Annotated in this window: 19 protein-coding genes; 5 read left to right on the plus strand and 14 right to left on the minus strand. The window is 37.1% G+C overall.

The features are described 5' to 3' along the window. Positions 1–73: 73 nt before the first annotated feature. From GWI97_RS03750 to GWI97_RS03765, 4 genes are all read right to left on the minus strand, one after another. Positions 74–634, minus strand: coding sequence for a LemA family protein (locus GWI97_RS03750; protein WP_036932815.1), 561 nt, complete (start codon positions 632–634; stop codon positions 74–76). A gap of 290 nt (positions 635–924) precedes the next feature. Beyond that, positions 925–1,743: a dimethyl sulfoxide reductase anchor subunit family protein gene (locus GWI97_RS03755; protein ID WP_036932814.1), complete on the minus strand. Its 819-nt coding sequence runs from the start codon at positions 1,741–1,743 to the stop codon at positions 925–927. Between the two features lie 2 nt (positions 1,744–1,745). Beyond that, positions 1,746–2,297, minus strand: a complete 552-nt coding sequence (locus tag GWI97_RS03760; RefSeq protein ID WP_036932813.1) for a 4Fe-4S dicluster domain-containing protein — start codon at positions 2,295–2,297, stop codon at positions 1,746–1,748. 2 nt (positions 2,298–2,299) lie between these two features. Further along, complete coding sequence (locus GWI97_RS03765) at positions 2,300–4,636, minus strand: molybdopterin-containing oxidoreductase family protein (RefSeq protein ID WP_036932812.1); 2,337 nt, start codon at positions 4,634–4,636, stop codon at positions 2,300–2,302. A gap of 231 nt (positions 4,637–4,867) precedes the next feature. Between GWI97_RS03765 and GWI97_RS03770 the strand changes: the two genes are divergently transcribed. Then, the gene (locus GWI97_RS03770; protein WP_036932811.1) at positions 4,868–5,557 is read left to right on the plus strand and encodes an IclR family transcriptional regulator; all 690 of its coding nucleotides are present in this window, start codon (positions 4,868–4,870) and stop codon (positions 5,555–5,557) included. Positions 5,558–5,623: 66 nt separating this feature from the next. On the opposite strand, the gene efeB is transcribed toward GWI97_RS03770, so the two are convergent. The 6 genes from efeB to GWI97_RS03800 form a co-directional block, all read right to left on the minus strand. Continuing rightward, positions 5,624–6,889: an iron uptake transporter deferrochelatase/peroxidase subunit gene (efeB, locus tag GWI97_RS03775; protein WP_036932809.1), complete on the minus strand. Its 1,266-nt coding sequence runs from the start codon at positions 6,887–6,889 to the stop codon at positions 5,624–5,626. Then, entirely contained in the window at positions 6,879–7,802 is a 924-nt protein-coding gene (locus tag GWI97_RS03780) for an EfeM/EfeO family lipoprotein (RefSeq protein ID WP_036932807.1), read from the minus strand. The genes efeB and GWI97_RS03780 overlap by 11 nt, the downstream gene beginning before the upstream one ends. Continuing rightward, the gene (locus GWI97_RS03785) at positions 7,792–8,628 is read right to left on the minus strand and encodes an FTR1 family iron permease (protein ID WP_036932805.1); all 837 of its coding nucleotides are present in this window, start codon (positions 8,626–8,628) and stop codon (positions 7,792–7,794) included. The genes GWI97_RS03780 and GWI97_RS03785 overlap by 11 nt, the downstream gene beginning before the upstream one ends. A 2-nt stretch (positions 8,629–8,630) precedes the next feature. Beyond that, positions 8,631–8,978: a cupredoxin domain-containing protein gene (locus GWI97_RS03790; protein ID WP_036932804.1), complete on the minus strand. Its 348-nt coding sequence runs from the start codon at positions 8,976–8,978 to the stop codon at positions 8,631–8,633. A 70-nt stretch (positions 8,979–9,048) separates the two neighbouring features. Further along, the gene (locus GWI97_RS03795) at positions 9,049–9,606 is read right to left on the minus strand and encodes an iron transporter (RefSeq protein ID WP_036932803.1); all 558 of its coding nucleotides are present in this window, start codon (positions 9,604–9,606) and stop codon (positions 9,049–9,051) included. Positions 9,607–9,908: 302 nt separating this feature from the next. Continuing rightward, positions 9,909–10,196: a helix-turn-helix domain-containing protein gene (locus tag GWI97_RS03800; protein WP_036932801.1), complete on the minus strand. Its 288-nt coding sequence runs from the start codon at positions 10,194–10,196 to the stop codon at positions 9,909–9,911. A gap of 600 nt (positions 10,197–10,796) precedes the next feature. Between GWI97_RS03800 and gss the strand changes: the two genes are divergently transcribed. Both gss and GWI97_RS03810 read left to right on the plus strand, forming a co-directional pair. Next, a complete protein-coding gene (gene gss, locus GWI97_RS03805) occupies positions 10,797–12,674 on the plus strand; it encodes a bifunctional glutathionylspermidine amidase/synthase (RefSeq protein ID WP_087802994.1) in 1,878 nt (625 codons plus the stop codon). Between the two features lie 87 nt (positions 12,675–12,761). After that, positions 12,762–13,115: a hypothetical protein gene (locus tag GWI97_RS03810; RefSeq protein WP_087802996.1), complete on the plus strand. Its 354-nt coding sequence runs from the start codon at positions 12,762–12,764 to the stop codon at positions 13,113–13,115. A 20-nt stretch (positions 13,116–13,135) separates the two neighbouring features. Here the strand turns inward: GWI97_RS03810 and GWI97_RS03815 are convergent, their stop codons facing one another. Beyond that, entirely contained in the window at positions 13,136–13,792 is a 657-nt protein-coding gene (locus GWI97_RS03815; protein ID WP_036932797.1) for a hypothetical protein, read from the minus strand. Positions 13,793–13,810: 18 nt separating this feature from the next. Continuing rightward, on the minus strand, positions 13,811–14,755 hold the full coding sequence (gene dsdC / locus GWI97_RS03820; protein ID WP_036932796.1) for a DNA-binding transcriptional regulator DsdC: 945 nt from the start codon (positions 14,753–14,755) through the stop codon (positions 13,811–13,813). Between the two features lie 223 nt (positions 14,756–14,978). On the opposite strand from dsdC, the gene dsdX reads away from it, so the two are divergent. Both dsdX and GWI97_RS03830 read left to right on the plus strand, forming a co-directional pair. Further along, positions 14,979–16,316 (plus strand): D-serine transporter DsdX, encoded by a 1,338-nt coding sequence (gene dsdX, locus GWI97_RS03825; protein ID WP_161751843.1) that lies wholly within the window; start codon positions 14,979–14,981, stop codon positions 16,314–16,316. A 12-nt stretch (positions 16,317–16,328) separates the two neighbouring features. Further along, complete coding sequence (locus GWI97_RS03830) at positions 16,329–17,657, plus strand: D-serine ammonia-lyase (RefSeq protein ID WP_036932793.1); 1,329 nt, start codon at positions 16,329–16,331, stop codon at positions 17,655–17,657. 246 nt (positions 17,658–17,903) lie between these two features. Here GWI97_RS03830 and GWI97_RS03835 read toward each other — a convergent pair whose 3' ends face one another. Continuing rightward, entirely contained in the window at positions 17,904–20,273 is a 2,370-nt protein-coding gene (locus GWI97_RS03835; protein WP_161751844.1) for a TonB-dependent receptor domain-containing protein, read from the minus strand. A gap of 10 nt (positions 20,274–20,283) precedes the next feature. Next, positions 20,284–22,362: a TonB-dependent receptor domain-containing protein gene (locus tag GWI97_RS03840; RefSeq protein ID WP_161751845.1), complete on the minus strand. Its 2,079-nt coding sequence runs from the start codon at positions 22,360–22,362 to the stop codon at positions 20,284–20,286. Between the last annotated feature and the right edge of the window lie 76 nt (positions 22,363–22,438).

The following is a 22,438-nucleotide window of genomic DNA, read 5'->3' on the forward strand; positions in this document are numbered from 1 at the left end:
GACTCCAAACAGCACCGTTAAGTGCTGTTTTTATCAATCTAGAAAGAACAAATCTCTTTTTATTACGCTAAAATTAATCAAAATTAATGCGACGGGCTTCTTCTGTTTTAATTGTTTCTTCATCCAAGCGCCAGTACTCTTTATCAATAACCAGACTTGGGAAAATTTTGACGATAAACACCGCGGGAATAGCGGCAATAAAAGCGCGATATTGTTCTAAAGTACGGTTATAACCGCGTTTTGCAAAAGAGAGTTTATTTTCCGTTGAAACAATCTCTTCTTGTAAATTTGCCATAATGGTGTCGGATTTTAATTCAGGGTAATTTTCAACCGCAACATTAATGGCACCACTCGATACAATTTTTGATAATTCATCTTCAGCCGCTTTGGCTTCTTTGCCATTTGCACTTTGGGCTTGTGTTCTTAATTCAGTAATTTTAGTAAAGACTTCGGATTCATGGCTGAGGTATTTTTTGACAGTGGCTAATAAACTATCAAACACTTTGCCACGACGATCTAATTGTACTGAGATTTCAGTTTCACTTGAGATCACCGCTTCACGCATAGAGATAATACGGTTGTAATAATAAAAAATAAGACCCAATAACGCGATGGTAATAATTAATCCAGTCATGGTGAAGTGCTCTCTTTTTTAATAGTAAACAGGGAATTGTATTAAATCTTTGATGCTAATTTTGCCTATTATTGATAAAGATAGCTAGATGATTATTTCATCAAAAACAAAAAGAGTGTGAGTTAAAGTAAAATATAATGATATTAGTGAGATAAAAAATACCCCGAATAAATTCGGGGTAAAATTAAAGGTAGCGTTAGGGTAAATAAAAAGTATCAAGTGAAACATAGGGGATGAATCTGAGTTAAATAAGCATGTTAATGTGGCTATTTAACTCAGAGATAAACTATTTAGAACCAAGGCGCTTGCGCCATTACATTGCCATAAAACAGCATTCTTCCCGTGATTTCGCCACTAAATAGTATCAAAATGGCGGCAATAGAGAGCGAGATTTTGGTAAATGACGTGCTGTGAGACAAAGTAATAATACAGATACCAATAATCAGACTAGCAATCACTTGCCACCATAATAATAGACTTGCAACATCTGCTCCGGGCACTTGTGTTCTCATAACCAAGCCGACAAGAACTAATAATGTACCAACTAAGGCTCCTACTTTTAATGAGTTACTAATGGTTTTACCTTGTAAACGCAACCAAGGTATCATCGAGCCAAAACCAAGCAATAACGCTGTGCCAATAAAACTCATTTGTGTTGCCGGTGTATGCCAAAGAGGGTGAGTCTGCATTTGGTAATAGATTTGTGCTGTCACTAAAATAACAGGTAAACCCATTACGCCACAAAACAACCCAAGCAGACTATTACGGCGAATAGCATGAGGTTGTACCCAAGTGGCTAGCGCCCATAATGAAATTAAGCCATTTAACATCACAAAGGCAATTGCTTCGCGACTTAACCAAGAATGCGCAATACCTAATACAGAACGATAAGCACCAAGTGGATCACCTAAGTGTCCCATCGACATTGATGAACCCACAACTTCAATCAGCCAAATTAGTGCAATGGTTGTTCGTAATGCTTTGGAGCTTAACATTGCACCGTTTTGAGTTTGGTTTTGCCATTGATACAGTGAAAGTGCCAAGACCGCACCAATCCCCCATTGACTCATAACCGTAAACAGGACTAACGGCAGTTGATAATCATGCATGATTAATCCTCCATACCAATAATGACAATATTAGGATGACTAATGGTGTGATCGGGTACACCATAGCGTTTTTCTAATAAAGCCCAATTTGTCGTGTGTTTTTTACGTAGATCTTCAATTTCACCAAACTCAATGGCGCCAGTAGGGCAAGATTCAACACAACGGGGCTTCAGGCCTTCATCAAGTCTATCTGCACACATATTGCATTTACTCGTTTTTCCTTCTGCCGGATCGTAAACCGGAGCGTTATAAGGGCATGCCATGATGCACATTTGACAACCGATACATTTGTCATGATCTTGCACGACAATACCATCCTCACGTTTAGTATAAGTGTCAGCAGGACACACTTTTAGGCACTGTGGATCGTCACAATGATTACAAGACATGGTAATAAAAGCTTGTGCATTGGGTTGGTCTTCATTGAATTCACGAACTCGACGCCACAGCACACCGGGGGGAGTCACGTTTTCAGATTTACAAGCCATTGAGCAAGTTCGGCACCCATAGCAATCTTTGGTATTTATTAGAAAACCATACTGTTTCTTCGCCATGATCATGCCTCCCGTCTTACGTTAACCAAGGTACTATTACAGCAATGACCATTACCTAAAGGTTCAACGTGGTCATTGGTGACATGGCTACTGCTTCCGCCTTGTTGTTCCCACCATCCATTATCTAATGAAACAACGCCTTGCTTAATATGCGTGGTCACAACGGCAATTGCGCGGTGCTCTCCTCGATCATTAAACGCGATAGCCCATTCACCGTCTTTGATTCCTCTGGCTAAGGCATCATTAGGATGGATAAGAATATTAGGTTGATTACGCTGCACTTCTAAGATCCACTCATTCATACCATGGCTAGAGTGAACACTACGAGCGAGTTTGCGTTGTACTGCCATCAGTGGATATTTTTTAGCGAGTTCAGGTGAGCCTTTTGTCGATTCTTTTACGGGATAATAGGTGACAATAGGAGAGAAGTTTTTATCCTGCCACTCTTCAATAAAGAAGTGTGCTTTTTTCGTTGAAGTACGGAAAACACCCTCTTTAAAGGGGATCCAATCGCCTTCAACTGGACGCACTGGGCCTTTTTCTAACATTTCACGAGTAATGCCGGAGCCTTCAAGACAAGCATCAATATAGTGTTCAATAGGTTGGTTGAACACGTCACCAAATCCAAAACGTTCGGCTAGACGAGCAAAGATCCAATAATCAGGTTTTGCTTCTCCTGGTGGCTCAACTGCTTTTTCCATTAATTGTACATATTGACTACGAACGCCAGCCATTAAACTAGTATCTTCAAAAATAGTGGTAACAGGGAGTACAAGATCGGCATAAAGTGCAGTGGATGACATCAAGTTATCAGCCACAACAACAAAAGGCACTTTTTTCAGTGCATTACGCACCATATTAGTGTTAGGAAGTTGCGTCATCACACCCATGGTCATGATCCACCAAAAATTAATTGGGTGTGGTCTTTCATTGACAATCCAATCACCGACTTTTGCAACAGGGATAGGCTTGATGGGTTTTGTATTAGGTGCTGGTGGAATAATTGGACTAAATTTCGCCATTTGACGAGCACCACCAGCATCACAAATTCCAGCGCCTTTTTTACCGATATTGCCGGTTAATAAGGCGAGATAAAACTGGCTAGCAGCAACATAAGCACCGAATTCTGTTCGTTGAGCACCGGACATATTTTGCACAATCATCGCGGGTTTAGTCGTGGCATAATCACGCGCTAAACGAATAATCGTTTCTTTCGGGATATCCGTTTCTTGACTGGTTTTTTCGACAGTCCAAGGTTGTGCTTGTTGATAAATCTGCTCAAAGACAGTCACATAATCAGCGTTAGCAGGTAGTTCATCATGCGTTAACGCAGGGATAATATTCGGTGTGTCATGGTGAACAAGTTGCTGACTTAAAGTATCAAAAACTAGATAACTATCTTGATCATCATCAGATTGACGTAATAGTTTTTGTTGTGAGTTAACAAGGTAAACAGCACCCGTATGCGCACGTAAAAAAGGTTTATCAGTGAGATTTTCTTCAATGATAATTTTTATCATACCTAATGCAAGTGCCGTATCAGTACCAGGAATGATAGAGATCCACTCATCGGCTTTAGCCGCAGTTTCATTAAAGCGAGGATCAATAACCACCATTCTGGCACCATTTCGGCGAGCTTGATTGTAGTTTTTAAAATAGGCTTGCATGGTGACAGCCGGATTATTCCCCCAGCAAAGAATATAGCGACTGTCTTTTACAGTATCACGTGTATCAGCATAACGTAGGCCGACCATTGGGATCATCGCCGCGGTTACCGCAGAGCAACAAAGAGAGCCAGCTTGTTTTGTTGAACCGCCTAAGTAATCAAAAAAGGCCTTACCCATATCATTTTTAATTGAGTCCATATTGCCCGCATGAGTGGAGATAAACAGTCCCTCATTACCAAACTTATCAATGGTTTCTCTAATATTTTTTTCAATGAGATCGAGCGCTTCATCCCAACTAATGGGTTTGAACTCTGCTTTTCCTTTTTCACCAACACGTAATAAAGGTGTCGTTAGACGATCTTTATGATATACCCATTTAGTTCGACTCATGCCACGCAAACAGCATTTCACATTAAAGCCTTCGGTGGCTTCAATTTTGATGAGTTGTCCTTTATGTGTAAAAGCTGTTAGGTTGCAGTGTAAACATTCCATCGCACAGGTTGAACGAAAGGTTTTATATTCGGATAGTTTGATCCGTGGTTTCTGGTTAAATATGGGTTTATTTTCATTAGCTAGACTGAACACGTTAGGGGAAAGAGCTGCCACACCAATGGCACCCATTCCTTTTAACAATGCTCTTCTATTTAATTCCCATTTTTGATTTTTAGACATAGACATTCTCACGCACAAGAAAAGTTAACTATATATAAACTCAATTCATATATAGTTAACATTGAGGTAGATCATCTAAAAACAGACAAAGAAAATAATCGATAGAAAATGATTAAAAAGCCCTATTTAAAATAAGGTTTCAGTGAAATAAACTAGTAAAAATGACTAAAAAAGAATAATGAGATATCGTCATAAAAAAAAATAAGCAACGAATAGGTGTGGGAAAAATAAATGCAGAATTCTCAAGGAGTTAACTCGGTTGATATTGCTATTACTATTCTTGAATTTATTGCTTCGAATGGAGGTATTGCCCGATCGTCAGATATTGCAAAAGCCTGTTCGCTTTCAAAAAGTCGCTTACATAAATATTTAGTTTCACTTTGTCGCTCTGAAATGTTGTATCAAGAGTGTGAAGGAAGCCAATATTGTTTAGGCAGTAAAATTCTCTTTTTAGCGCAGGCGACGCCAAAGCCACAATCCTTTTTAGATGAAATAAACCAACTATTATGTGAGTTTAGAGATGAACATAATATGTCTACAGGATTAGTGGTTGCACAAGGTAATAAGCTATTTTTAACACGATATAATCGCAGCTTTAAACATGTCGATATCGATTTTCTACCCGATACGCCTGTACCTTATAAAATTAGTGCCGCAGGCGCTATTTTTGCTGTTTTTAGTGATTTAGAGATAGATGCAGGCTTGTCAGAAAAACAGAAAAATACGATCCGCCAACAAGGTTTTGCTATTCGCCATGAGCCAGCTGATGGTATTCCTGGTGCTCAATCTATTTCATGCCCCGTGTTTAGTAAAAAAGGAAATATGGTTGCGGCAGTATTAACGATGGGTTTTATTGAACCTGATAGGCAAATAGAGCTTGGTAATGCATTAAAAGCAAAAATGACATCTTTTTCACATTAGCCAAATAAAATCATGATATTAGGCACTTTGCTTTGCCTGCCAAAGTGCCTAATATGCAGAGAAGAATTAATCAAATAGCCCTTTTGCAAGGGTATCACCTTGGTGTGAAATACCGGGTAATACAAAGTAGTATCCACCACCAAAAGGCTTTATATAGCGCTCTAAAGGTTCACCGTCTAAGCGTTTTTGGGTATCAATAAAGCCTTTTTTAAGGTTATTTTGAAATGAGATAAAAATCAGCCCCATATCTAGTTGACCTGAAGGTGTTAAACCTAATGAATAGCTGTAACTGCGTCGGCGTAGTTTTGCACTGTAACGCTCTGGATTTCTTGGTTCAGCTCTTCGCATATGAGAATCAAACAGCACTCGGTCGCCATGAGGATCTTTTTCAAACTGTGGATCGTCCATCTCTTGCTTCATACCTATTGGGGCACCTGTTGATCGATGACGACCAAAGTTATTCTCTTGATCTTCAAGAGGTGTTCTATCCCAAAATTCCAATGCAAACCGAATAAGACGCACTGCTTGATAGCTTCCGCCTAAACACCATTGCGGCTCTTTTTGTTCTTCCGTGATCCAGACTAGCGAGTCCATCAAGCTATTATCAGATGAAGGTGCGTTGCCTGAACCATCTTTAAAACCAAAAAGGTTAATCGGTGTTTGGTGATTATCAATATCACGAGCAGGAAGAAAACCATCAATTTTCCACACAGCATAAACTTGACCAGAAAGGTATTTTAAAATATCTCTTAACGCATAAATGACGCTTTCTTGGCTATTAGCACAAAACTGGAGTAGAACATCGCCACCACACCATTTAGGATCAAGTCGGTCATTAGGAAAGGGTTTCATGGGTTCTAAGCGTTTGGGTTTTTTAGGTTGGAAACCAAAACGATTATCAAAAAAGCTATCACCTAACGCGACAGTGATGGTTAATTCATCTGGGTGTAATTGAGTGCCCAGAATACCAGATTCAGCAGGGGGAAGATGAGGGTTTGTTCTCTGCTCTAGTTCACGAGGTTGTGTTAAAAATGCAATTCGTTGTGTCAGAGTTGCGAATATTTTTTTCACTTCATCAATAGTCGTGACCGTTAGATTAAGTGCAATAAAGGAGGCATGTTTTTGTTCTGGTGTAATAACACCGGCTTGGTGTTTACCTAAGTATGCAATAGCACGCTTATAGCGCGGTATTGATACTCCATGAGTTGAGGCTTCTGTTTTTGCACCAATACTTGCCAGTAATAAGCTCCCGCCTAGCCATTTTAGCGTCGTACGTTTTTTCAGGTTAACGGGCATTTTTATTAATGATTTAACGAGATTTTTATTTTTCATCACTTGTTTCTTTATAGTGATAGTAAACATCAATATCGAGCATGCTACGTAAATTTGCCACTTGCTCTGCTAATTGCGTTACTTGAGAGAAAAGCCAACTTCTTTCTGTTTTAGAAAGTGTATTCAAAGGTTGAAATAAACCGTCATCACGCTGATATTTTAAAAGCAGAGCACCAATATCATCATATTGCTTGATCAGAGATTGATATTCAGTGGAGGGAATATGCTCGGATAAGATCTCCACAATTAAGCGTGATCCAGATAAATTTGCATAACTATCACCCAGATCGCTATTTGAGTATCGGTTTTCGATCCCGGCTAATTTATCCGTTAAAATAAACTCTAAGTTATCACCCGCCGATTGGACTAATTTAGGAATGGGAATATCTTCAATAGTTAAACGTTTCTTTAAATCACTAATGCCTCTTAATAACGCTTTTGCGGACTCTGTGGTTTTTTGTGTGTCTTTTAATTTAAAGAGTTGATATTCAACTAAATGAAATCCTGAAAAACGAGGTGAATTCTCTCTTTCAAGAAAGAAATCAGCTCGGTTATTTAATAAACGTTCACTTGATCCAAAAAGCGCAATAATAGGGCGGATGACTTCATAATGATAATGCGCTTGTTGATAAGCATTTTGAGCATTAATAAGCTGATTTTTTTCGCTACTTACTATTAACTTATTGAGCGCTTTTTCAACTTGGGTTAATTGCTCAACGGCCTTTTCTCGATATGTTAAAATATCGGTTTTAAATTTTTCAGGAGTAGGAATATCTCCTTTTGCTACGATGATATTTTCGCTATTTTGAATAATACCTTGAATGATTTTTTCAGCGTAAATAGGTAGAGAAAACAGCAAAAGAAAGAAAAAAATAGCCATGTTTTTACTTTTAAATTGTGTGTTATTTAGCATATTTAGCACCTCGCTTAAATAACAGTGCAACAACCACCCAATACACAATAAATGTCACTACACTTAAACCAATGGGTTGAGAGCGATAAGCGAAGAATGAGACTAAGAAATTACCAAAGACACTTGAATCATCCAGAATATGGCTGATATCCCAAAGCGGATATATCAAGAAATCAGGTAATTCAAAATCTATTTCAATGAGTAGATTTGCAATTTCTTCTACGGCTTTTAAGAGCAAAGAAACAGCAAGGAATAGCAGTAAAAAACCCGTTACAGTAAAGAAATAACGCCACGAAATAACTTTTGACGTCAGTAAAAATAGCCATAGAGTGAATGCTGCAACAAATAAACCAATAAAGACTTCAATAAAGAAAGGCAGTGCTGTTTGTGCATTTAAGGCCATTATATGGCTAGATAAAAAGACCACAACCTCGCTACCTTCTCGGGCAATAGCGATGGCAATAATCAGTAATATTCCCCATGCACTTTGTTGCTGTGTCTTTTGTGTGAGCTCATTTTCTATATTGGTTTTTAATGACTTTCCTTGCCTATTCATCCAATAAACCATTTGAATAATAAGTACACAGGCGAGGATCTCCATGGCGATCATAAATAGAGATTGCCACACATCCTCTAGTGAGCTAAATACGCCATAAATGCTCAGCGCTAAGATAACAGCAAGAAACAGCCCTAATATAACGCCACTCCATAGGTATTTCATACCTTGTTTTGGCGTTGGAGAGCGTTTTATCCACGCATAAATAATGCCAATAACTAATAGCGCTTCAAAACTTTCTCGCCACACAACAAACAGAACTTGTCCCATATTTACTCTGCCTTTTCAGTTGCAACAATTTCACCGTGAGGGTGAGAAAGGTGAAAATCATCAAAGAAGGTATAACGACCCGGTTTTAGTGGCGCTATCACAACGACAGAATTTGCGCCGGGTGCTAATACTTTTTCTTTACGTAACTGTGTACTTTCAAATTCAACAGGGCTGGTGCCTGTATTACGGATTTTTATTCTAATGGGAGTTTTGGCAGGTACTTCAAGTACTTGAGGAATAAGTTCACCATCTTTCATTTCTAATTCAACGGTGTATTTCTCTGCAGCAAAAACAGAGCTTGTTATCATTAATAGCAGTAATAACGTGTATTTATAGAGATGTTTCATCATCAGCATTTCACTTAAAAAAAGAGAAAAAGGATAAACCCTGTTTTGTTGGGTTTATCCGTTATCAAGCTAATTAATAACTACCTTTGCGACCTGTACCGCTGTAGGTGAAATCCCATGAAACTTCAAAGGGTTCAAACCAAGGCGCAACACCGGTTTCTTTATCGATATGGCGACCAAAAGCAATATCTTTATTGTATGAAGGCGGGTAAATCTTATAAGTGACATTATATTGACCATTACCATCGAGTTTTAGATTCTCGCCATAGTGAGGGCCATCATTAGCCACCATTGCCATAAAAACGCCTTGTTGTTTTTTCGCTGGCGCATCTGATTTTGTCACGGTGTATTCAACAGTGAGGTAAGGGATCCAGTCACCTTCTGCAAAGCCATTAGGATTATCTTCTGTAGCATGGATATCGGCTTCTAAATGGATATCAGCTTTATCCGCGGCGAGATGGTTCATTGCATGATGACCTTCTTCGGTATCCATCGTGATAGGTTGAAGGTAAACCCCTTGAATTTCCATGCCATTTTTAATAATCGGATGGCCTACTGGGTACTCTAGAGCAAAAGCCGAGGTGGAGAGAAACGATAATGCAGTAAGAGAGAGTGCATAGCGATATTTCATATTTAACCCTTATTTATTGAATGATAATTGTTATTATTCTTAATAAGGTTAACACAATTGGTGTTAGGAATAGGAGATAATCGATACGAAAAATATCGCTTAAGTTTAGGAAAAAACCAGTAAGAAATGTATTAACATTTTCTTTTATAAAAGAAAAAAATTTGTTGTTTTAAATGGAAAGGATAAATAGAGTTGATCGTTATAAGTGATAATAACCATAAAAATCATCAAATTAAGAATGGCATATGGAAATCTTATTTATTATAGCAAGGTGATAAAAAGACAGATTTCCATATATGACATTAAATTTGGCTTTGAGCGCTCCAAAATTGTTTGGATTGTGTCAGCGCTATAGCAGAAACTTGTTCTTCATTAGGTGGTAAAAAAAAGGCAGGTGTCACTTTGAGTTCTTGCGCAATATGAAAAAGCATATCAACATCAATTTTGCAGAGCCCATTTTCATATCGTGAAAATTGTTGTTGGCTAATACCTACTCTTTCAGCAACAACCTTTGCTGATAAGCGAAGTTGCTGACGTTGCTTACGAATTTTATGCCCAATAATTTGAGAAATGGGATAAATCTTTGACATTAGTGACCTCATTCTTCCTATCAACCACCAATAATATTCAATAATTTGAATATCCTGTTTCTGTGATGGATCTTCAAAGTAAACAAGCACTCCGGCTTGAATGAGTAAAATCCATTCTATAGTGTTATCGGTTAATGGGATGAATTATTTATACCCGTCAAGCTATAAGATGATATTAATTTTCATTAAACAATTTTGATATCTTTCTTTTTTCTAGCAGGATAATCGAGATAATTTTGATAAACAGTGCTATATATTGCCTAAATACCATTTTATCTATTATTTGTGCTCGCATTTATGATTAATAAAGAGTAAATAATGACGCTATAACAAAAAAGATAAAGCCCTCTTTGACTGTGTTTATACTCGAAAATACCTTTTATATATTTTTTATGATGGTTATTTTTGAGTTTTTTTTGTATTGGCGAAATGTTGCTTCTTAAATAGCGCAAAATCTAAATACCTCTTTTTACTTTATTGAAATTAATAAAATTACATTCACTTCTAATAGCCTACGGCGTTAAGATTGTTAACTATAATACTTAGGCAAGATTATAAGTATTACAGGGTTATTATCTATTTATCGTCAAGGTCGAGATTATGAATGTAAAAGATATCATTCGTCATGAACCATTTGGAACATTGCTAGGTTATGCGCCTGGTGGTGTCGCGATTTACTCATCAGATTACAGCAGTATCGATAAAGAAGACTATGCCGCTAATGATTCATTTCGTAGCTATATTGGTAATGAATATATGGGGCATAAGTGGCAATGTGTTGAGTTTGCTCGCCGTTTTCTCTATTTGCATTATGGCGCTGTGTTTACTGATGTAGGAATGGCTTATGAGATCTTCTCATTGCGTTTTTTACGTAAAACGATAGATGACGATATATTGCCATTACAAGCCTTTGCAAATGGTAGCAAACAACCGCCTGTAGTGGGAGCTTTGCTGATTTGGCAAGAAGGTGGTGAGTTTAAAGTAACAGGGCATGTTGCGGTTATTACTGAAGTACTTGAAGATAAAATTCGTATCGCAGAACAAAATGTTATCCACACGAGACTGCCGGCAGGGCAACAGTGGACACGAGAATTACCTCTTAAAGTGACGGATAACGGTTACTTTATTCAAGATACTTTTGACAATACAATACTATTAGGTTGGATGATCCAAACAGAGCCTAATGCTTACAGTCTTCCTCAACCTAAAATAGCTTCCGAACTGTTAAATATCCATGCCGAACAGCTTGATAATCAAGGTCAATTAGATGGCAAATGGTTAGATGAAAGCTCTCCATTAGAAAAAGCGTATGTCCTTGCGCAACATGGTCATGTTATCAACCAAAATAGCTATGAATACTTCACTATTTCAGAAAGTGCGGAGCAAGAGCTTATTCGTGCAAGTAATGAAATGCATTTGATGTATTTACATGCCACAGAAAAAGTGTTGAAAGACGATAATTTATTACGTTTATTCGATATTCCAGAGGTGTTGTGGCCTCGTATCCGTTTATCATGGCAAAACCGGCGTCATCAAATGATCACCGGACGATTGGATTTTTGTATGGATGAACGCGGTGTCAAAGTTTATGAATATAATGCGGATTCCGCCTCTTGCCATACAGAAGCCGGTTTAATTATCGAGAAATGGGCACAGAAAGGTGGCGTTAAAGAGGGTTTTAATCCGGGGGAACGCTTACTTGATGCATTGGCCGATGCTTGGAAACACAGTGATGCGAAACCTTTTGTGCATATTCTTCAAGATGATGATAGTGAAGAAGATTATCATGCTCTTTTTATGCAACAATCGCTGACGCAAGCAGGCTACGACAGTAAAATTCTACGTGGATTAGATGAGCTTCATTGGAATAGTCGTGGTCAATTAATTGATGCAGATAAACGGGTTGTTGAATGTGTCTGGAAAACATGGGCTTGGGAAACGGCTTTAGATCAACTCAGAGAAGAGAGTGAACAACAAGCACTGATCCCTATTCGTACAGGGCACCCAGATGGTGAAGTACGTTTAGTCGATGTGCTTTTGCGTCCTGAAATTACGGTTTTTGAGCCACTTTGGACGTTGATCCCAAGTAATAAAGCGATTTTGCCGATTTTATGGCAACTTTTCCCAGATAACCCTTATCTGCTAGATACGGATTTTACGATCACTTCACGTCTTACACAAAGTGGTTATGCCGTTAAACCGATTGCTGGCCGTTGTGGTAGCAACATTGGGTTAGTTGATCATAAAGAGAATGTACTAGATGAAACTAATGGCCAATTTGATCACCAAGAAAATATTTACCAAGAATTATGGTGCTTACCAAAAGTCGCTAATCGTTATATTCAAGTTTGTACCTTCACTGTGGGTGGGCATTATGGCGGATGTTGTTTACGTTCAGATCCTACAAGGGTCATTAAAAAAGAGAGTGATATAGAACCGTTGATTGTGGTTGAAGATAAATACTTTTTAGAAAAATAAGACAACCATATTTTGGTATTAATAATAGCCCGCCTTATTGGCGGGTTTGTTTTAAATAACAGTCGATTGTGAGGTGAATAAATAAAAATGATAAAAACATTCTTAACCCTTGATGAATTATTAACGTCGCTCTCGATACTTGAGCCAAATGAATGGATATATACTGAGATTACAACATGGAATAGTTATCCTGAGCAGGCTGTTTTTTATTATATTCCTTGGGATTACATCCAAGAATTACCTGATGATGAAATTTATCTGGATGATGAAGATATGGAAATGCCAAAAGCTGTTGAAGATAAAAATTTATGGGGCTGGATGGTGGTTTGTGATTTGGTTTTATTTTATCAAATCCAACAAGCCGAACAAAAAACCTTGCAGTGGATCATTGAAGAAATTAACTATTATCGTGAGTATGATGCTTATCGATGTTTGAGTTAGGTTTTATTTTAACGTTATGTTTAATAAAGAATAGTCTCAATATTAGGCCAATCATCAGCATAATGATCTGTCATTAATAAAAAACATTCGGCAATAGCACGGTTGAGTGATTTATGTTCAACAGTGTCTTTTTCTACTGAAGTGACAGACCATACTTTGTTTTTTTGATGATAAGAGCATGTCATTTCACAATCTTCTAATAAAGAAAGCGCATCATCTGCATTTTTGAGTAAATCAAATGGTGCACCATCGGGATCTAAAGCGCTCCAAACTTTTTCGGTTTCTGCATCAAATTCGATTTCATAACCATAACGGCGATAGATAGCGGTTAGGTTTATTTGAAAATCCGTATAATGACTATAGTGATGAATAGGTGGCTGATAGGTCTCTGGCTCTTGGGTTTCTCGATTATTTTTATAGTCTTGAATTTGTTTCTCGCGAGCTTGTGCGCGTTGATAGCCCTCGTCGCTAAATTCTAAAATACCTGCTTTACGATGAACGTTACTAAAATCCAGTATCGCCGCTCCGTAATAAAGTCCTTCCTCTGTTTTCACATCCAGCAAATCAACGAGGATATAGCGTTTATTTTCTGTGATATTTTCTTTATTAGTGATCGTTAGCCCTGCATATTCCGAAATAGCAATAATCTGTTGTGTTGTAAAGGTCATCTCTTTCATCAGATTTTCCTTAAAAAATTACATGCTTTCCTTGATTTGTTTTTTCAGCCACTGAATGAATAATTGTACTTTAGCATTATTTTTTTCATTTCGGGTCACTAGGTAATAACGCTGAGCACAAAAAAGCTCACAATTATCAAAAGGAATAATTAATTCTTTATTGGCCAATTGTTTTTGTACTAAACGCTTTCTTCCCATTGCGACGCCAGAGTGATTAATGGCGGCAATCACAGCAAGATCAGAACGATCAAAACAGATATTACTGCGATTAGGAAAGAGTGAAAGATCCATATATTCACTCCACGCTCGCCATTCATCAAAATCAGAGTTATTGCTCCATGCTTGTCTATCATGTAGTAAAGTGCAGTTAGAAAGATGATGAATATTATTTATAAGCTCATGTTTTTTAGCATATTCTGGGCTACAGACAGGAATAATTGATTCTGAAATTAAGTCTTCACAATACAGATTTTTTAACTGTTTATCGTCAAAATAAATTGCAAGATCAATACCATAACCTCGAAAGTTAATATCATCATTTCCTGTGAGTAGATTTAATTCAATGGATGGATAACGTTCCGTAAAATCTGAAATACGAGGAACTAGCCAACATTGAGCAATGGAAGGGCGTGAATAAACAGTTAGCACACCAGAGATTTCTTGATTATGAATATCTAAAATTTCTTGGTTAATATCTTCTAACGTTTTTTTAAGTGCCCAATAAATACGTTCACCTTCTTCTGTTAACTCAATTCGACGATGAAAGCGATTAAAGAGTTTAATGCCCAACTCTTCTTCTAATGTATTAATACGGTGACTAATGGCACTGGGGGTTAATGATAACTCTTCTGCAGCTAAAGCAAATGAAAGGTGACGCCCTGTTGCTTCAAAAGTGTGAAGTCTGGCTAATTGATAACTGGATAATCGTTTATTTCTTAAAATCACGCTAGAAGATTCAAACATTCTTTTATTCTCATTTCATTATTGATAGTAACCATGGTTAACAATCAAGGTAATATTAAGATGAAACACTATGCCACTATTCGTCATAATATGATTATTTGTGATTTTTATCACCTAATTGAGTTAATTGAGTTCATCTTAGTGCAAGTTTTCATCATTTGTAAGTACCGAATGATTAATATTCAATATGTTTAACAATAAATAAAATGTTTGGGATGGATATATGGATTCAACGTTATGGGTACTAGGTACTCTTATAATTAGTATCTTGCTCATTGTTTTTACTATAATAAAACTTAAGTTTCATCCGTTTTTAGCCTTACTATTGGCTAGCTTCTTTGTCGGTACCGCAATGAAGATGAACCCTTTAGAAATGGTCAATGCGATTGAAAATGGTATTGGTGGTACATTAGGGTTTTTAGCGGCAATTATTGGTTTAGGTACCATTCTCGGTAAGATGATGGAAATATCAGGTGCCGCAGAGCGCATCGGTATTACATTACAAAAATGCCGTTGGTTATCTCCAGACGTTATTATGGTATTGGTTGGCCTTATTTGTGGTATTACACTTTTTGTTGAAGTGGGTGTGGTATTACTTATTCCTCTTGCTTTCTCTATTGCGAAAAAAACAAATACATCATTATTAAAATTAGCAATTCCATTATGTACAGCATTAATGGCTGTTCATTGTATTGTTCCTCCTCATCCTGCTGCTCTATTCGTAACAAATGAATTAGGTGCGGATATGGGGACCGTGATTGTTGCCGGACTTGCTGTTGGTTTAGTTGCCTCATTAGTCGGTGGTCCGTTATTTTTAAAAGTACTAGGTGAACGTTTGCCATTTAAAACCGTACCTGAAGAATTCTCAGATATGGAAATTTGTGAAGAAAAAGATTTGCCTTCATTAGGTGCCACACTTTTTACCGTATTATTGCCAATTGTTCTGATGCTGATAAAAACGGCGGCAGAACTAAATATGACAAAAGGTACCTCGCTTTATACTGCTTTACAGTTTATTGGTAACCCAATTACTGCAATGTTTATTGCTGCTTTTGTCGCTTATTATGTGTTAGGTATTCGCCGTAATATGGGGATGAATATCTTATTGAAGAAAACAGAAGATAGCTTTAGCTCTATTGCTAATATCTTATTAATTATTGGTGCGGGTGGTGCTTTTAACGGCATTTTAAAAGGCAGTGGTTTAAGTGAGTCTTTAGCACTAATTCTTTCTAACTTGGATATGCATCCTATTTTATTAGCTTGGTTAGTTGCCATTATCCTTCATGCGGCTGTTGGTTCTGCAACGGTTGCAATGATGGGAGCTACAGCAATTGTTGCACCACTGATGCCTTTATACCCAGACATTAGCCCAGAAATTATTACCTTAGCAATTGGTTCTGGTGCTATTGGTTGTACCATCGTCACAGACTCATTGTTTTGGTTAGTGAAACAGTATTGTAATGCAACTTTAAGTGAAACTTTTCGTTTTTACAGTGTCGCGACCTTTATTGCCTCCTTTGTCGCATTAGGCGGTACATTTATGCTTTCTTTTGTCATATAAAAGAGAACGACTATGAACCATATAGATATAAATAAATTAATAAGTAGTTATCCACTTGTCCGTGACTTAGTGGATTTAAAAGAAGTGGTTTGGTTTAACCCAAAAGTGACCACCACTGACCAGGGACTTCCATATGTTGGTTTAACGCAAGATGACGTAATTGACGCACAAGCACGGTTACAACGTTTTGCACCTTATTTAGCTAAAGCATTTCCAGAAACATCTGTTACTAAAGGGATCATCGAATCAGAAGTGATTGATATTCCTAAGATGAAAGTTGCTCTTGAAAAGCGTTATAACACCGCCATTAGTGGCCAATTGCGTTTGAAAAAGGACAGTCATCTGCCTATTTCAGGTTCAATTAAAGCACGTGGTGGAATTTATGAAGTACTGACTCATGCTGAGAAATTGGCGATTAACGCAGGATTATTAAGTACAGATGATAATTATGAAAAATTATTTTCTGATAAATTCCGTGAGTTCTTTAGCCAATATAGTATCGCAGTAGGTTCAACAGGCAACTTAGGTATGTCTATTGGGATCATGAGTGCGAAATTAGGCTTTAGTGTGAGTGTTCATATGTCTGCTGATGCACGTCAGTGGAAGAAAGATAAATTACGCTCTCATGGCGTAAATGTTGTTGAATATGAACAAGATTACAGTATCGCGGTAGAAGAAGGTCGTAAAGAAGCAGAAAAAGATCCTAACTGTTTCTTTATTGATGATGAAAACTCAAAAACCTTGTTTTTGGGTTATGCCGTTGCCGGATTACGTTTGAAACATCAATTTGAAGAACAAGGTGTTCGTGTTGATAGTGAACATCCTCTATTTGTTTATCTACCTTGTGGTGTTGGTGGTGGCCCTGGTGGTGTTGCGTTTGGGCTAAAACTGGCATTTGGTGATGCAGTGCATTGTTTATTTGCAGAGCCTACACATTCGCCTTGTATGTTATTGGGCGTTTATACCCAGTTACATGAAGGTATTTCAGTACAAGAAATTGGTATCGACAACGTGACTGCTGCTGATGGCCTGGCTGTGGGGCGCGCATCAGGCTTCGTGGGGCGTGCAATGGAGCGCTTAATTGATGGTTATTACACTATTGATGATCAAGAGCTTTATGACTTGTTAAGTCTGTTAAATAAAGAAGAAGGAATTAAATTAGAACCTTCGGCTTTAGCTGGAATGGCGGGAGCTGTACATGTCACTCAAGCTAAAGATTACCTGCAAGGTTTATCACTAGATAGTCAAAATATGCAAAATGCAACGCATTTAGTGTGGGCGACAGGTGGTGGTATGGTGCCAGCAGATGAGATGCAGAAATATCTCACTCAAGGAAAATAGAGTGCAGGATAAGGACGAGAAGCTTTTGTCTTTATCGTCTCATATAAAAACAAAAGGGAGTGGTACGAGTATCCATAATTGTTTTTTAAAATAATAAAATATAAGCAATGTATTACACCAAGTGTTACATCAAATATTCACACCAGGATGTCACACCAGGGAAAAATGTCGTAGTATTATAATCATAAAAAAGAGGCACCCATTGGGTGCCTCGCTTATTTAAATGCATTGTTAAATTAAAATATTTTAGAAATCAATTTTGACATTGACCCCATAATTTCGACCCGGTAAAGGAGCTAAATATTTTAGTTGAGAAGAAGCCGGTCTTGCTTCAGTATCGGTGAGGTTATTAATCATAAAATCGACAGAAACATCAAGTTTATCTAAATGATATTTTTTACCTATACCTGCATCGACTAAAGTATAGGAAGGAAAAGTAATATCTCCACCATACATTAATCCGCCACTTTCTTTTTGTTTTTTATAGTAAGTAGCGCTACTAAATGCGGTTAATTCACCGTGTTGGTAATTAATACTGACACCATGTTTTTCGTTAGGTAAGTTTGGTAAATAATTACCGGCAATAAATAGCTTTCTTTTACTTTTATTTTCGACAAAATCACCGAATAGCGTAAAGGTAAGGTTATGCTCGTGAGGCATTTCATATAAATACTTAAATTCGTATTCTAAACCTTTTGTTTCTAGATCAGTTTCATCCCATTCCATAACGGTAACACCACCACGACTAATTCCTGTTAATCGTCTAAATTTAAAATCACTGTAGTCTGTTTTATACAAATTAAGTTTATTAGAGAAATTACCAATCTCAATAACAGATGATAATTCAATACTTTTACTTTTCTCTGTATTAAATTTACTATTTCCCTGTTCTTCAATCAGATAAGCGTAATGAGGGCCATGCGTATAAAGCTCATTAATTTCTGGTGCTCGATAGGAAATATGTTGTTGTAGCTTTAATGTCCATTCATCAATTGGCATAAAAGATAATGCTAATGTATTCGCACTGGTATCAAAATGACGGTTTTGTAAATTTGAACCTTGTCCTCTACCACTATTATAATTATCTGGGATATTAAGATGGTGTTGAGTATAACCTTTACGGTATCCCGCGGTGATTTCAAAAGGAGATAAATTTAGCGACTCAATCCAATATATCCCGTACTCTTTGGTTAATACACTTGGTAAATAAGCATCATAACCAGACGTTTTCAGATCACGATAATTACCGTTAACGCCAACTGCACCATTTAACCGATTAAAGAGTGGCTCGTGTGCTGTTTCCAATGCTAATTGGTGACTTTTTGTCTCAAATACTGATGATGCAATTTGCCCCACTAATTCTTCATCTTTAGACTCAGAATAAGAGTAATAAAAAGCACTGTCTCTTAAAAAAGGCGTTAAGTGATCATGTTTTCCTTGTATATCTATCCGCCGATTATGATTTGAAACTGAAACTGGTTTATACATTTCTCGGCTAGTCTTTGTGGTGAGGTAAGCATATCCCGGTACACCGTAAGAGGTTTGAAAATCAGTAATAGATAAACCTAAATAACTATCATCTCTAATATAAGAAAGGGATGCATTACCACTTTGGCTTTTTAAAAAGCTATTTGGGATCTCTTTATTGTTATTTTCAACATAATGCTTAGGCGGGGTGACATGTTCAATCGATGTCGGGCTACCTGGCTTATATTGTGCGTTTGGTTCATTATTGACATAGCCAATACCTGAAAAATAATCTTTATCTTTAAAGGTGTATTTATCACCTTCACTTAACTCATATTCAACCTTATATTTTTTCCAGAACTCACTAATATAAGGATAAGCTTCAGGGTTACGACTGGTAAAAACTTTCATATCCACTTGGCATTGATCACGTAATGCAAAGTGTTCTTTAAGTTGCTGAAAGCTGTAGCAAGGCCCCGCTTTAGAATTCGTAGGAATTTTATATCTAGAGACACGCTTCGTCGCACCAGAAAGATTAAAAATCCAATTTTCTTCATCGCTGAGTTTAATATTTGCAGAGCCACCATTACCGTTATTGGTACTTCCATTAAAAGTCACTGCACCTGAAATGGCTTTTTCAGGTAACTGTGTCAGTATCCTATCATCCCATAAATGAATGGCACCACCGCTTGTACTACCACCATAAAAGAGTGCTTCAGAATTCTTACTGATCGATATTTCATTAATTCGGTTCATATCAATGGGAATAGGCATATTTCCACTAATAAATGAAACATCATTAATTGGCAGATTATTGACTAAAATACCGACACGATTTCCTGATAAACTTCGAATAACAGGTCTTGCAGCATTAGGTCCAAAACCTTCGGCTTGTACGCCAGCGACTTTTGCAACGGTATTACCAATAGTATTCGTTTTTATTTGTTCAAGTTCTTTTCCTTTTATTTCTTCTCGGTTATTAAGTAATAAAGAGGAAAACGTCTCTTTATTTTTTATTAGTGTGCCTTTAACTGTTATTGCATCGTTTTGATTTTCTTTTTCTTTTCCTTTATCATCATTGCTCTCTTTTCCATATAAAGGAGATGACAAAAGCATAAGAAAAATAATATAGAGTTTACTTTTTTTCATGATATTTATATTAGAATGTAAGAGTAGCGCCTAAGATAATATTACGACCTGGTAAATACATTTCATCTTTAATATAAGAGGTACTGTCTTTCCCTTTTGCATCAAAGATATTATTAATCTTGGCATATAAGGTATAATCGGTGTTGTCTAAATAACCAATATATTCACTACCTAAACTAACCGTGTTATAAGCATCCGTAGGTGTTTCATACTCGGCTGTTTTATTCTGTTTTCCAAAATGATCAATACGGATTTGTCCCGTTAAGTTTCCTGAAAAATTATGTTTAATATAAGTACTTAATCGATAAGCCGGTATTCTTGGTATATTTCCTTTGTTATGAAGTAAATTTGCTCTGATATAATCACCAGAAATACCAATTAAGCTATCTTGGTTATAGTAATAATCAATATTTCCTTCTACACCTTTAAATTGTGCATCATGTTGAACATATTGTAATGAACGATAACCATTATTTAATTCAGCACCAGTAAACTTACCGTAAATATAATTATTGATACGATTGTAATAGGCACTCATATTAAATTGAATATCGCCTGTTACTTTAGTTACTCCAATATCAATATTATTTGCGGTTTCTGCAGTTAAATTAGGATCGCCTTTTTCAATGGTTCTACTTGCGGCATGAACACCATTCGCATAGAGCTCTTCTGCGACCGGTAATCTTTTTGTGTGTGATAGTGATAAATTTAAAAAATAGTCTTGTGTAAAATTCCAGGCTAATCCAGTAGAAATGGAAGATGCACTTTGTTTATTGGTTTTTTGAGTTTCTCTATTTAACAGTGATTGCCACTCTTGGCGAAATCCTAATTCATAGCGAAAATCACCTAATTGATATTCTTCTAATAAAAAGAGTGAGTGATTTTTTGTTTTTGTTGCGGGGACATAAGCCTCTTCACCGTCAGCACTAAAATCACGTTGATTAAATTGCCCGCCAATAACACCATGCCAACCTAAAATAGGTTGATGAGTGAAAGAAAACCTTAATTCATCTCCTTTGTTTTTAAATTGGGTACTGACTTCATGACCTTCTTTTTCATCATGCTGATAATCGGTTCTGGCTGCACTGAAACGTAGAGATTCAATACCAACAAATGGATTGTTTTTTTCACCACGTAGATCCCATCGCTTACTCTCCATAATAATATAAGGAATACCATGTTCATGTTGTTCATCAGGGTATCCATGATTGTGATCATGATGATGATGGCCGACTAAAGGAGGGGTTATAGATGCGTGGTGGTGATCCTCATCGTGATCGTGAAAATGAGTATGACCAGGCAATCCATATCGACGATGTTGTTCGCCATAACCAATACCAATATAACCGTCATCGAAGATCCAAGATGCGCCGATATTGGCCGATTGATTATCTTGATAAGAGCCAGCTAAACGGCTAGGTTCTCCTTGATGCAAGGAGGCTGGTTGTTTGTAATCGCTTTGATAACGTTTAGTGCCTTCAATACGCAACGCTAGATTATCTTGTCCTAATGTTAATCCGGCTGATCCTGTATTTCCTTTAGAAACAGAATCGTACTGATACTGTAATTCTCCCTCGTAGCCTTTTTCAGGCACTGACATAGGAATTTTGCTATCAATCACATTAATTGCACCGCCTATTGTTCCTCCACCATAAAGTAATGTTGCAGGTCCTTTTAGTACTTCAATTCGCTGGCTTAAAAAGGGTTCGCTTGTGATTGCGTGATCTGCACCAATAGAGGAAACGTCCATAAGATCACTGCCACTGTGTAATACCTTGACTCTATTCCCTGACAGCCCTCGAATAACGGGATGTACCGAACCGCCACCAAAAAAACTGGCATGAAAACCTGGCAAGGATGTCAACGTTTCAGCAATAGATGCACTACGATTAGCACGTAGATCCTCTTGTGTCAGAACCACAACGGGTATTGCCATTTTTTCTTGTGGTGTATGCAAAGGGGTCGAATAGACCTTTAATACCTCAAAAGTCTGATTTTCTTTTTCCTTTATTGCAGAGTCTGCATTTACAAAAAAAGAATAACTTATTGAAATAAAAAGTGTTGTATAACTAAAAATAGATTTTTTCATACCATTTATCCTCCTTGTTTTATTATGTTATAACGTAACATTTTGTAAATATTGTAAGTAAATATAATTATCATTA

Origin of the sequence: Proteus sp. G2300, from assembly GCF_009915965.1 — a bacterium.
GTDB classification, from domain to species: Bacteria; Pseudomonadota; Gammaproteobacteria; order Enterobacterales; family Enterobacteriaceae; genus Proteus; species Proteus vulgaris.

Excerpts from the sequence above, each read along its gene's own strand:
- GWI97_RS03750 (WP_036932815.1), bottom strand. The coding sequence starts at position 634 with ATGACTGGATTAATTATTACCATCGCGTTATTGGGTCTTATTTTTTAT.
- GWI97_RS03755 (WP_036932814.1), bottom strand. The coding sequence starts at position 1,743 with ATGCATGATTATCAACTGCCGTTAGTCCTGTTTACGGTTATGAGTCAA.
- GWI97_RS03760 (WP_036932813.1), bottom strand. The coding sequence starts at position 2,297 with ATGGCGAAGAAACAGTATGGTTTTCTAATAAATACCAAAGATTGCTAT.
- GWI97_RS03765 (WP_036932812.1), bottom strand. The coding sequence starts at position 4,636 with ATGTCTAAAAATCAAAAATGGGAATTAAATAGAAGAGCATTGTTAAAA.
- GWI97_RS03770 (WP_036932811.1), top strand. The coding sequence starts at position 4,868 with ATGCAGAATTCTCAAGGAGTTAACTCGGTTGATATTGCTATTACTATT.
- efeB (WP_036932809.1), bottom strand. The coding sequence starts at position 6,889 with ATGAAAAATAAAAATCTCGTTAAATCATTAATAAAAATGCCCGTTAAC.
- GWI97_RS03780 (WP_036932807.1), bottom strand. The coding sequence starts at position 7,802 with ATGCTAAATAACACACAATTTAAAAGTAAAAACATGGCTATTTTTTTC.
- GWI97_RS03785 (WP_036932805.1), bottom strand. The coding sequence starts at position 8,628 with ATGGGACAAGTTCTGTTTGTTGTGTGGCGAGAAAGTTTTGAAGCGCTA.
- GWI97_RS03790 (WP_036932804.1), bottom strand. The coding sequence starts at position 8,978 with ATGATGAAACATCTCTATAAATACACGTTATTACTGCTATTAATGATA.
- GWI97_RS03795 (WP_036932803.1), bottom strand. The coding sequence starts at position 9,606 with ATGAAATATCGCTATGCACTCTCTCTTACTGCATTATCGTTTCTCTCC.
- GWI97_RS03800 (WP_036932801.1), bottom strand. The coding sequence starts at position 10,196 with ATGTCAAAGATTTATCCCATTTCTCAAATTATTGGGCATAAAATTCGT.
- gss (WP_087802994.1), top strand. The coding sequence starts at position 10,797 with ATGAATGTAAAAGATATCATTCGTCATGAACCATTTGGAACATTGCTA.
- GWI97_RS03810 (WP_087802996.1), top strand. The coding sequence starts at position 12,762 with ATGATAAAAACATTCTTAACCCTTGATGAATTATTAACGTCGCTCTCG.
- GWI97_RS03815 (WP_036932797.1), bottom strand. The coding sequence starts at position 13,792 with ATGAAAGAGATGACCTTTACAACACAACAGATTATTGCTATTTCGGAA.
- dsdC (WP_036932796.1), bottom strand. The coding sequence starts at position 14,755 with ATGTTTGAATCTTCTAGCGTGATTTTAAGAAATAAACGATTATCCAGT.
- dsdX (WP_161751843.1), top strand. The coding sequence starts at position 14,979 with ATGGATTCAACGTTATGGGTACTAGGTACTCTTATAATTAGTATCTTG.
- GWI97_RS03830 (WP_036932793.1), top strand. The coding sequence starts at position 16,329 with ATGAACCATATAGATATAAATAAATTAATAAGTAGTTATCCACTTGTC.
- GWI97_RS03835 (WP_161751844.1), bottom strand. The coding sequence starts at position 20,273 with ATGAAAAAAAGTAAACTCTATATTATTTTTCTTATGCTTTTGTCATCT.
- GWI97_RS03840 (WP_161751845.1), bottom strand. The coding sequence starts at position 22,362 with ATGAAAAAATCTATTTTTAGTTATACAACACTTTTTATTTCAATAAGT.